Raw genomic sequence first — 10,541 nt, forward strand, 5'->3', positions numbered from 1 at the left:
CGTTAAATCGTTTGGGCTATCCAAACCAGATATGCGCGCGACATCTGGGACCGACCACCTACTCCAGATGAGTGTGCCATTCCCGTGGCGGTTCGAGAGCGATCACGACTCGGTTTGGCCCCAGCCCGGCGCCTGAGCAATGCACGCGTCACTATCTGGAACATCTTCCTCTAGCGGCCAGATATCGCCAATAGAGGACCAGGAAAGCGCCGATGATACTATTTCCTGTGATCCGTCATTGGCACTTTTGAGACATTGTTCACTGGCCGTGACGACGTCCGTTTACAGGGGGATTGTGTTGAAAAACTCGAAAATCGCGGGACTCCGAAAATCTCGCCAATGTAGCGCATTGGCGATTTCAGTCGCTGCTAGGTTCTGTAGAATCGATACGAGGGCCAGCGATCGCTTTTGCGATAATTGATGTGGTCCCTCACCCCGCAGCGAGAGAGACGCACCAGCGGTCCTGAGAATTTTCAGTCATCAACGAAAAAGGACTTTTTCAACACAATCAGGGGAAGACCGGAAGTAGTCGGCCGATGGCCAAAGTGACGCAACTGACCCATTTGAGACATCAAGCCGACTTGCTTTCCTCGGAAGTTTCGTCAATATCGTCCGCATGACTGTCGTCGTGATCACGTTCGCGAACTTGTGGTGGCGCTCCACTTAGGAGCGGCACGGCTTTGTCATTCACCCAGCCGTCGCCGCCGTTCATCGGCCTGCGAGGTTGCCTGCATCCATAGTCCGATTGAACGGCGGTTCCTATCTGGAGAACCGCGATGCAACATTCGTCCGCCACCCACCCTGTTATCTTGACCGGCGACAGAACCACCGGCCCGCTGCACCTGGGGCACTACGTGGGTTCGTTGAAGAACCGCGTCAGCCTGCAGACGACGCACCAGCAGTACCTGCTGCTGGCGGATGCCCAGGCACTGACGGACAACGCGCACAATCCTGGTCGAGTGCATGACAATGTCCTTGAGATCGCGACAGACTATCTGGCTGTCGGGATCGACCCGAGCCAGACCACGATCTGTCTTCAATCGCATCTTCCCGCCCTGGCCGATTTGACCCTGCTGTACATGAACTTTGTCACGGTGGCGCGGCTTGAGCGCAACCCAACTATCAAGGACGAGCTTCAGGCGCGAGGTTTCGGCAGAGATATTCCTGCAGGGTTTCTCTGCTATCCCGTCGCCCAAGCCGCCGACATCACCGGCTTCAAAGCGACGATTGTCCCGGTTGGGGAAGATCAAGCTCCATTGATCGAGCAAACCAATGAGGTTGTTCGCCGCATCAATCGCCAAGCTGGTTTTGACGTGTTGCCAGAAGCCCACGCGCTTATTCCTCGCGTCGGACGCCTTCCCGGCATCGACGGCAAAGCCAAAATGAGCAAGTCGCAGGGTAATGCTATTCAGCTATCAGCCACGGCCGATGAAATACGTGAGGCTGTCCGGCGTATGTTCACCGATCCAAACCATATTAAGGCATCCGACCCAGGTCGCGTCGAAGGCAACGTGGTCTTCACGTACTTGGATGCATTCGACGAAGATCACGCTGTGGTTGAGGATTTGAAGGCACGCTATATCTGCGGCGGTTTGGGCGACAGCATTATGAAGAAACGTCTGGATGATGTGCTGCAGGCACTTCTCGCGCCAATCCGAGACCGTCGCCGCGCACTCGCTCGTGATCCCGGCTATGTGCTGCAAGTCGTCAAGCGCGGCACTGCGCGAGCCCGTGAGATAACAGATGCCACTTTGCGCGATGTTCGCGCCGCACTTGGTCTATTCATGCTGAACTAATCGGATTGGGCCAAGCCAGGGTATGTCCGGATTTGGCACTTTTGAGACCTAACAGGCTTTGCTGACGACGTCCGTTCCTGAAGGCAAAGCCGACTTCTGGGTTGCACGCCCGGACTTCTCAGTTTGACCCAACTCGGACATCAGCCCTCAGGTACCCCGGCCAATCGCATGCCCTCAATCACGCGGTCGCGCCAGGCACGGAAAGTCGGAACGTCGCTCCGTGCGTTGGTGGCATCACGAAAGCGGCGAATGGTGAAACTCGGATCGAGCGCAAGTCCCGCTTGCACTGTGGCCCGCGCTTCGTCCAGCTCCCCGAGCCGCGCCAGCGCAGCCGCGAGAACGAAATGCGCGGTGGAATGGTTTCGGTTTGCGTCGAGGGCCCGGCGCAGCCAGACGATTGCTTCGGCATCGGCACCGAGCTGCGCCTTGGCGAAGCCGACGATTGCCATCCATCGATGGGCAAAAATGTCGCGAGGAGAAAGGCGGAGTGCCTCATTGATGTGGGGTTCAGTTTCTTCGCCGCGACCAAGAAAAAACTTTGCGCCCCCGATGACAGCATGAGCGGGGGCCAAATTGCGATCCAGAGCCGTTGCGTGCTCGCATTGAACCATGGCTTGGGCCGCGCGCTTCGTGACCACTTGCACGATGCCCAGCAACATGTGAGCCACAGCGTGGTTCGGCGCGAGCGATAATGCTTTGGTTAAAGTCGCCTCGGCCGAGGCGAGCCGCGCTGACCAGTCGTCGGTCATAAGGGCAGCTCCAGTCATCGTATCGACCCGCGCCAAACCAACCATGGCCTCGACATTTTCGGGATCAAGCGCCACCGCCTTCTCGAAAAAACCGCGCGCCCGCGCCATGTAATCGGGGATCAGGCCCTTGTTGAACCAGCCTCGGCCCTGGAACACCAAATCCAAGGCGTCTGGATGTAACGAACTCTCCGCACGTCTTGCTTCGGCAGCAATGAGTTGCGCATTGAGCGTGTTGGCCAGCCTCGATACGATTTCGTCCTGCATGTCGAAGAGGTCGGCGACAGGCTTGTCGAAACGCTCGGCCCAGAGGTGGTTGCCAGTTTCGGCGTCGATCAACTGAACGTTCACGCGGAGGCGGTTGCCGCCACGCTGCATCGAACCCTCCAGTACATAGCGGACGTTCAGCTCACGTCCCAGCTTCTTGACATCGATTGCTTTGCCCTTGAACGTGAACGCTGTGTTACACGCAATCACAAGCGCGCCGCTGATGCGCGATAAGTCTGTGGTCAGGCTCTCTGTGACGCCATCCACGAAGTACTCTTGCTCGGGATCGCCGCTGATGTTCGCGAATGGTAGAACCACGATGGACAAGTGTGGCACTGAAGGTGGGCTGGGTGTCGTGCTGCTGCCCTTTGTCGGCAGGCTGAATTCATCCCGGACCAGGGCATAGGCCCGCACCGGGCGGTCGATGTTCTTGAGGTTCTGCTCGCCAAGATCGGCGAACTCGATCCCGACCTTGCCTCGGACTTGATCGTAGGTCGAAGACGAGATGCAGATGCCGCCCGGCTCAGCGATCCCCTCAAGCCGGGCCGCGATGTTGACGCCATCTCCAAAGATGTCGTGGGGCTCGACAATCACGTCGCCGATATTGACGCCCACGCGCAAAGCGATGCGTCTGTCTTCCGCGTCACCAACTGTAAGTTCCTTGATGCGGGTTTGAAACTGCGCAGCGGCTCGAACCGCTTGGACCGCGCTCGGAAACTCCGCCAAGAACCCATCGCCGGTGTTCTTCACGACACGGCCGCCGTGTTCGGCAATTGCCGGGGCGACGGCGTCGGTTAGGAGCGCGGCCAGTTTGGCATGGGTCGCCTCTTCGTCATTGTGCATCAACCGCGAGTAGCCAGCTACGTCGGCGGCCAATATCGCCGACAACCTCCGCTCGACCCGGACTGGCCGCTCCTGCACCATGGCCCACGATCCAACCTAGATGCGATTGTACGACAGATCAGATGGGATGCCCACTAAGGCTGATGTCGCATATTGGCGCCTTTGAGACATGCCTGCAGACGCTGATGATGTCCGTTCACCGGGGTAGACCGGAAGTGATTGGCGCGCGGCCAAACGGCGCTTTTGACCCCGGAGCGAACATTCTCGGAGCGGCACCGATGTACGCTATCGGAAGCAAGCCGATGCGTCGCCGCCTGCGTAGCAGACAAAAGAGGCGGCGGATCCACTTGCCGGCGTGGACGTGCCCTCCCAATGAAAAAGCGCGCGAGGCGTCAGCGATTGAGTGTCAGGGTCGGGGCCATGGTTGCGGAATTGTCGTTTTGAAAGCCATTGAGCAGCACATAACCGCCGAATAGGATGACGGCCAGCAAGCCATATACAAGGTAGGAAGGCCGTCCGGACCTGAGAGCGCTCATTTCGCTGGATCCTTACTTGGCGAACCGATCGCTCAGCTCTTTGTGGCCGTCTTTGAGAGTTCAGCTTCTACGCCGACTGCGCACGCCCTGGCGAATGAATAGTCCATACTCGTGGCGGCAACGGTCTTCACGTATTCGCTGATGACGTTGTCCCTTGAATAGGAGCCCGCCGCCTTGAACTTGGCGACGGCGCCGTCGGCCGCTGTGAACTGCGCGACGCATATCGGGACCAGGACAGACATCCGACCGTTGGTCTCTGCCATTGCGGTCATGGTTTTGGCGGTGCCGCCGGTGACCCAGCCGCCCCAGAAAAATCCGATCGTTATCGCCGCAACAGCGCCGAAAGCGATACCTTGGAGGAAGCGGGTCCGCGCCTCACCTTGCAAAATGTCGGGCATTCTCATGATGGTCTCCTTTTTTGCGCACAAGCGGGTTCGCAGCCGCAGACGCCGCTTGCGTCCGTGCCTGGTAAAACATCCAGCTCTGTGAGATTGCGCCTTCCGATGGCACGCTAGCTGCCGCTGCGACGACGAGCAGCGACTTCGGAAGTCACCGCTTCATGGACAGCTTCAAGGCGAACAACTGCCACCTTGTCGTTCAACGGTAGGCTTTTGTCCTGATGCTGTACAGCACGATCTTGGTCTCCAGTCCAAAGGTCGCAGCGCCATCGTCTCTGGAGAGCGGTCTCAGGCTGTTGCGTCGTCCCGGGTAATCAAAGTGCTGTCGTCATGCGGCCGGTGCGTCGCGCTTGCAGGAGAGAAGTGCGTGAATCTCGACGGCATTCCGAAGCACTATTGCGTTGTGGAGCGCCTCGGTGCGTTCATTCCCCGGCGGCATCTCGCGAGCCTCGTCCAGGGCGATCACCGCCCTGGCGTCCAGATCGCGCGCAAGCGCCGAGTGGGTTTGTTTATTCGGAGATAGCCCGTACTGCGGTGTAACCGCGCTACGCTGGATTACCATTGAATAACCATCGCAGCGGCGACCAGCAGCACAAGAAAGATCGGCATCAATACCGGGGGTACCAGCCAATCACGAAAACTGAATGTGGGTAATTTTGGCATATGACCGCCCTTTGGTTGAGGCGGGAGCGCGACACTCTCAGTCACCGATAACAGCCCGGGGCGCGCGGTGATATTTTGAATATAGTGGCTATCGACCGAATAGCGAGGAGAATCGCAATTTGTTTTGGGGCCGGCCTGGCAAGGCTTGTAATGCGGCATTGAGTAGCCATCTGAATCCCTGCGCCCTCGTATTGCTTCAGCATCGCCTTTACGGCAGCGCGAAGCTTAGCCACGCCAAACCTTGTCAACGACATTGACCATTGACCAGCCGCACATCGCTTCGATGTGCGCTGCCGGTCCGGACAACCCATGGGCATCGAGTATGCCTCGATGCAGCTCGTGCGAATGCCGGCACGCACGTGGTTCGCCGGCGAGAACTTGATTGGCGCCAATCCATGATTGAGTTTCCAAATCATAGCCGTTCATATGACCAAACCCGGCGAGCCGTGCGGTTCTGGGGGCACGACAGCGCGCTGGAAGCATCATTCTTCATAGACGAAGGCGCATTGAGGCGAATTCAACCGGATGCCCGCCCCGACGAGTCCGGCCTCCTGAGCGCGTTCGATTGCAACCGTGATGTGATTTGCGCGGCGGCTGCGAAGGTTTACGTCCGTGGGAGCAGAGGCTCCTACAATCTAGCCGCCACAGATTTTTGAAACGACGTTGGCGTAGGCGCATTCCGCTTGCTGCGAGCCTAATCTGTTGGCGGCGACTTTATTGTGCCATTGTTGATCCAGCGGGGGATCATATGGACAGCGAGATGCTTGTCCCAAATCGAACGCCTGTTCAGTCGATAGCCGTTCCCCCGCGAGCGCTCGATTATGACGCCTGATCACTCATGCATCCCCGCCGTCGTTCTCATTGTCGAGGACGAAATGATGCTGCGCATGAGCGCGGTCGACATGGTGGAAGACGCCGGATACACGCCGCTCGAGGCGCAGGATGCCGCCGAAGCCGTCGCCATCCTGGAATCCCGATCCGACGTCGCGCTGATCTGCACCGATATCCAAATGCCTGGCCAAATGGACGGCGTCGGACTTGCGCATGCCGTGCATGCGCGTTGGCCGGTGATCAAAATCATCGTGGTATCGGGACAATTGAAGCTGCAGGACCTCGATCTTCCGCCCCGCAGCAGGTTTCTCGGCAAGCCGCTCAATGCCGGGGAAGTGATAGCCGAAATGCGCGACATGATCGGCCACGCCTGAGACAGCAGTGCTTTTCACACCGAACACAGCCTAAATCGCGTGATTGCAGCAGAAACCCAGCCACCGAAGATCAGTGCGGTACCCAGCTCATGATGATACAATCGGCGATGTCTGAAGCCGATCTCCGCGCGGACCCGCGGCCCGCAAGCAGCGCAACACCATACCAGGACGACCTGGCGGCAGAAAATGTCAGCTTGCGGCTTCTGCTCGCGCAGGCCGAGATTGATGCACTGAGTTTGCTTACCACGGCCGGCATCGACGCCAGGGAGCGCGAGGCGTCCGAGAAGCTGCAGAAGCTGATCCTCGAGGAACTGCACCACCGTATCAAGAATACGCTCGCGACCGTCGGCGCCATCGTCTCGCAGAGTCTGCGCGGCCTGCCAGGCGCCGAGCACGCACAGCACGCCATCGAGGGCCGGCTGCTCGCGCTTGGGCGCGCGCACGACCTCCTTTTGCAGGCAAGATGGAGCAGCGCGAACCTTGGCACGATCGTCCGCAGCGCCACCGAAGCCTTCGATAATCCCGACGAGCCTAAATTTTCGATTTCGGGACCCGATATCCGGATGATGTCGGGCGCCGTCATCGCCATCGCGATGACGCTGAACGAGCTTTGCACCAACACCACGAAGTTTGGCGCCCTGTCGGTCCCGCAAGGGCGGGTCGACGTCAACTGGACGCTGGATCAACAGGCGCAGCGCCTGCACCTTACATGGACCGAGAGAAATGGCGCAGCAGTCCGCCCGCCCGAAAAGCGCAGCTTCGGGACACGGCTGATCGAGACGCTCGGCAGACAACTCCGGGGCGACGTGAGGCTGACCTATGAGCCGACCGGGTTCGTCTACACATTCGACGTGCCGATGTCTTCTCTGACTTCGGCGGCGGCATAAGCCCGTATTCGGGTATTGCGGAAGCCAAATCGCAACCTGCATTCGTTCGGGCTGCTACGATCTGTCAGGAACGGCTTTTCTTACGCAGCGATTGATGACGTGGTGATTTGTCACTGGAGCTCGTTATTCGGCCCTTTGACCCCATATATAACTCCATCCTCGTCAACCATCGGGATTGGTCGGAACGCGCGGAGACCTCCAACGAAAGGACGCGGCATGTTTAGATCTCAGCAGCACCGCGAAAAGGCCGCCGCATACGGCGAACTGATCAAGCATTCGAGCGGTCAGGGCGAAAGCGACGAATTTCAGAAACTAAGGGATCGCCACTCAGCGCTCGCCGATAACGAGCAGGGATTGGCTGATGACTACGACAGCGCCGTAAACGCAGCGGAACAGGATCGCGCCCGCGGCCTCGCCCTGGCGGCCGAGGAGGAGCACGTCTTGCGATGTCTCGGCGCGGCCGTCATCATGCAATGGAACGCACTTCCGAAGACGCTGCAACGCGAGATCTTCGACACCGCCGGATCGGTCGGAGAGTTATTGGAGACGGCAGCGCTTCGCGGGCAGATCGCCCGCTTTCTGCACAAGCATAAGAATGATGCCGGCCGCAAAAAGGCTTCGACGGAGGATGCGCATCACGACGCAAAATCGCGCGCCGCGGCTCTGTCGCGATGGGACGATGAGGGAGGCGCAGTCCCCGACGGACTGCCGAGGTGAACCAGCGTCGGCAACAGGAGGATTCCCCATGTCACGTAAAAACATGTCACTGACAAAAGTCGGCATCGATGACGGCCCGCACAACATGGACGGGCTGCGGCTTCTCGCGTGGGACGGAACTGAACCGGTCGAAGCGTTCATAGGCCGCAAGGTGATGGACGTCTGGGTCGAATCCATCGAGCACCGCGGAGGACGGCAGAGCCTGTTCCGCGATCAGTACAACGCGTTGGGCAAGCGCAATCTTGCGGCGATCGAGCGGATCGTGAACGCGAAATACCAGCGCGGCGCCGCAATCAACCGCCAGCATCCCTATGTCGAGGTTCTGGTCTCGGACATCACGGAAAGCGGCGAGGTTCTAAATCTAAGTGAACTCGTGCGCGAGCCTTTGCCGCCGGCATTTCATGGGCTGGCTTGAGATCTGCGCCGCGAACAGATGGCGGATGTTTCGTAAGAAGAAGATCTTGTGACATGCCGCTCACGCGAGGAGGATTTCGGCACTACGACTATGACCGGATGGTGGTTTGGAAGTGGCATGCGCTATTCAGCTACGCTGCGACGACCTGGATGGATCAACTAGAAGGTATCCATCACCACATCGCCGGCGTACCTTTTGCGGTACGCTCAAGAGCGGTCTTGAAGAGGGACAACGGCCGTCTGTCGAACGGCGAGAAAGTCAACCGCCTCGCAGGCTTTGTCTTTGAAGCGTGGCGCGTCAGTTGATTTTGGTCGCTATTGGCAGCGGCACATCGAAAGATGTTCATGCCTAAGAAAAAGCTTCATACCCAAGAAGAAGTCTTTAAAGATCATGTCTCCGGTCAGTATGACGAAACCATATTTCGTTTCAGAGTGCCGGGTGGCTGGATTTATACGCACACTATTATCCGGTTTGGTTCGGTCGATAAAAGCTATGTAGCCGATACTTTCGTTCCTGACTCTACAGTGGACTTGGATCTTCCAATTCATCCCACGGATGACCCGCGACGCGATCTGTGACTTGGTCGCGCGCAACCGCTATCGCTGGTTCGGCCGTCGTGACGCTTGCATCCTGCCGAATTCGGATCGTTTCTTGGCCCTCGTGAGCCGCCCGGAAACCGCGGGACGATGGCACCTGGCGCCGGCCGACACGAAGGAAGCAGCGTTACTGCAATTCGATTCAGTCCCAGACGCAGGCAAGCAGTTAAAGGCACTTGGCCAGGACGACCCGAACGTGGGCAATCTGATTGGCTATTCCTATCGCAAGCCCGGCGACTACAAATTCTCGCACGCGCGCTGAAAGCCGATCCGAACTATGTATTGACGTCAGTATTACGGCCTGAGGCAAACTGAGCAGGGCAACCGCGATCAAAGGCACGAGAATGCAGAAAGGCCGGGCATCGCTGCCGGGCCTTTCTTTTTCTTTGAGCGCTGAACGGTTGGACTTAGAAATCCATACCACCCATGCCACCCATGCCGCCGCCCGGAGGCATGCCGCCAGCGCCGGCGTTCTTCTTCGGCACTTCGGCCACCATGGCTTCCGTGGTGATCAGGAGAGCCGCGACGGACGCTGCGTTCTGGATCGCCACACGAACCACCTTGGTCGGGTCGATGATGCCCTTGGAGATCAGGTTGACGTATTCGCCGGTCTGCGAGTCGAAGCCGTAGGAATATTGATCCTTCTCGAGGATCTTGCCGACGATCACCGAACCGTCTTCGCCTGCGTTGATCGCGATCTGGCGGGCTGGATACGACAACGCCTTGCGGACGATTTCGACGCCGGTCTTCTGGTCGTCGTTCTTGGTGCGAAGTCCCTTGAGATGCTGGGAGGCGCGCAGCAGGGCCACGCCGCCGCCCGGCACGATGCCTTCTTCAACCGCCGCACGGGTCGCATGCATCGCGTCATCCACGCGATCCTTGCGCTCCCTCACCTCGACTTCGGTCGCGCCGCCGACGCGGATCACCGCGACGCCGCCCGCGAGCTTGGCCAGACGCTCCTGCAGCTTCTCACGATCGTAGTCCGAGGTGGTTTCCTCGATCTGCGCCTTGATCTGGGCAACGCGCGCCTCGATGTCGGCCCTCTTGCCGGCGCCGCTGACGATGGTGGTGTTTTCCTTGTCGATCATCACCTTCTTGGCGCGACCGAGCATCTGCAGGGTCACGTTCTCGAGCTTGATGCCGAGATCTTCCGAGATCGCCTGACCACCGGTCAGAACCGCGATGTCCTGCAGCATGGCCTTGCGGCGATCGCCGAAGCCCGGAGCCTTGACGGCCGCGACCTTCAGACCGCCGCGCAGACGGTTGACGACGAGGGTGGCGAGAGCTTCGCCTTCGACGTCTTCCGCTATAATTACAAGCGGCTTGCCGCTCTGCACCACGGCTTCGAGCAAGGGAAGCAATTCATTCAACTGAGATAGCTTCTTTTCGTTGATGAGGACGTAGGCATCTTCCATTTCAACGCGCATCTTGTCGGCGTTGGTGACGAAGTAGGGCGAGATGTAGCCGCGGTC

The 10,541-nt window shown here is 58.9% G+C and carries 15 protein-coding genes and 1 pseudogene; 10 read left to right on the forward strand and 6 right to left on the reverse strand.

The window, feature by feature from the left end; all coding sequences use genetic code 11:
- The first annotated feature begins 776 nt into the window (after nucleotides 1–776).
- Nucleotides 777–1,796, forward strand: coding sequence for a tryptophan--tRNA ligase (trpS, locus tag CP49_RS24635; RefSeq protein WP_057852766.1), 1,020 nt, complete (start codon nucleotides 777–779; stop codon nucleotides 1,794–1,796).
- A 140-nt stretch (nucleotides 1,797–1,936) separates the two neighbouring features.
- Here the strand turns inward: trpS and CP49_RS24640 are convergent, their stop codons facing one another.
- The 3 genes from CP49_RS24640 to CP49_RS24645 form a co-directional block, all read right to left on the reverse strand.
- Complete coding sequence (locus tag CP49_RS24640) at nucleotides 1,937–3,733, reverse strand: adenylate/guanylate cyclase domain-containing protein (protein ID WP_057852767.1); 1,797 nt, start codon at nucleotides 3,731–3,733, stop codon at nucleotides 1,937–1,939.
- 311 nt (nucleotides 3,734–4,044) lie between these two features.
- On the reverse strand, nucleotides 4,045–4,188 hold the full coding sequence (locus CP49_RS46725; RefSeq protein ID WP_156439547.1) for a hypothetical protein: 144 nt from the start codon (nucleotides 4,186–4,188) through the stop codon (nucleotides 4,045–4,047).
- Nucleotides 4,189–4,220: 32 nt separating this feature from the next.
- Nucleotides 4,221–4,592, reverse strand: coding sequence for a hypothetical protein (locus tag CP49_RS24645; protein WP_057852827.1), 372 nt, complete (start codon nucleotides 4,590–4,592; stop codon nucleotides 4,221–4,223).
- A 361-nt stretch (nucleotides 4,593–4,953) separates the two neighbouring features.
- Between CP49_RS24645 and CP49_RS45090 the strand changes: the two genes are divergently transcribed.
- Nucleotides 4,954–5,109, forward strand: a complete 156-nt coding sequence (locus CP49_RS45090; protein ID WP_156438626.1) for a hypothetical protein — start codon at nucleotides 4,954–4,956, stop codon at nucleotides 5,107–5,109.
- 32 nt (nucleotides 5,110–5,141) lie between these two features.
- Here CP49_RS45090 and CP49_RS43295 read toward each other — a convergent pair whose 3' ends face one another.
- Together CP49_RS43295 and CP49_RS46730 are read right to left on the reverse strand one after the other, a co-directional pair.
- Complete coding sequence (locus tag CP49_RS43295; RefSeq protein ID WP_082646217.1) at nucleotides 5,142–5,408, reverse strand: hypothetical protein; 267 nt, start codon at nucleotides 5,406–5,408, stop codon at nucleotides 5,142–5,144.
- Between the two features lie 66 nt (nucleotides 5,409–5,474).
- Nucleotides 5,475–5,675 (reverse strand): hypothetical protein, encoded by a 201-nt coding sequence (locus CP49_RS46730; protein ID WP_197423950.1) that lies wholly within the window; start codon nucleotides 5,673–5,675, stop codon nucleotides 5,475–5,477.
- Between CP49_RS46730 and CP49_RS24660 the strand changes: the two genes are divergently transcribed.
- The 8 genes and pseudogenes from CP49_RS24660 to CP49_RS49375 form a co-directional block, all read left to right on the forward strand.
- The gene (locus CP49_RS24660) at nucleotides 5,645–5,905 is read left to right on the forward strand and encodes a DUF1488 family protein (protein WP_057852770.1); all 261 of its coding nucleotides are present in this window, start codon (nucleotides 5,645–5,647) and stop codon (nucleotides 5,903–5,905) included. The genes CP49_RS46730 and CP49_RS24660 overlap by 31 nt on opposite strands.
- 165 nt (nucleotides 5,906–6,070) lie before the next feature.
- Nucleotides 6,071–6,454 carry a response regulator gene (locus CP49_RS24665; protein WP_057852771.1) on the forward strand — a complete coding sequence of 128 codons (384 nt, stop codon included), beginning with the start codon at nucleotides 6,071–6,073 and terminating at the stop codon, nucleotides 6,452–6,454.
- 107 nt (nucleotides 6,455–6,561) lie between these two features.
- Complete coding sequence (locus CP49_RS24670; RefSeq protein ID WP_057852828.1) at nucleotides 6,562–7,341, forward strand: sensor histidine kinase; 780 nt, start codon at nucleotides 6,562–6,564, stop codon at nucleotides 7,339–7,341.
- Between the two features lie 216 nt (nucleotides 7,342–7,557).
- Nucleotides 7,558–8,058: a hypothetical protein gene (locus tag CP49_RS24675; RefSeq protein WP_057852772.1), complete on the forward strand. Its 501-nt coding sequence runs from the start codon at nucleotides 7,558–7,560 to the stop codon at nucleotides 8,056–8,058.
- A 43-nt stretch (nucleotides 8,059–8,101) separates the two neighbouring features.
- Nucleotides 8,102–8,473, forward strand: coding sequence for a signal transduction histidine kinase (locus tag CP49_RS24680; protein WP_156438638.1), 372 nt, complete (start codon nucleotides 8,102–8,104; stop codon nucleotides 8,471–8,473).
- 53 nt (nucleotides 8,474–8,526) lie between these two features.
- Nucleotides 8,527–8,778: a hypothetical protein gene (locus CP49_RS24685; protein ID WP_057852774.1), complete on the forward strand. Its 252-nt coding sequence runs from the start codon at nucleotides 8,527–8,529 to the stop codon at nucleotides 8,776–8,778.
- 39 nt (nucleotides 8,779–8,817) lie between these two features.
- Nucleotides 8,818–9,051, forward strand: a complete 234-nt coding sequence (locus tag CP49_RS45095; protein WP_156438627.1) for a hypothetical protein — start codon at nucleotides 8,818–8,820, stop codon at nucleotides 9,049–9,051.
- 181 nt (nucleotides 9,052–9,232) lie between these two features.
- Nucleotides 9,233–9,466, forward strand: a pseudogene (locus CP49_RS49375) (tetratricopeptide repeat protein); the annotation flags it as partial.
- A gap of 10 nt (nucleotides 9,467–9,476) precedes the next feature.
- On the opposite strand, the gene groEL reads toward CP49_RS49375, so the two are convergent.
- The coding region (gene groEL / locus CP49_RS47765; protein WP_245310844.1) for a chaperonin GroEL at nucleotides 9,477–10,541 on the reverse strand (1,065 nt) is incomplete at its 5' end.

Origin of the sequence: Bradyrhizobium valentinum (assembly GCF_001440405.1) — a bacterium.
Lineage (GTDB): Bacteria > Pseudomonadota > Alphaproteobacteria > Rhizobiales > Xanthobacteraceae > Bradyrhizobium > Bradyrhizobium valentinum.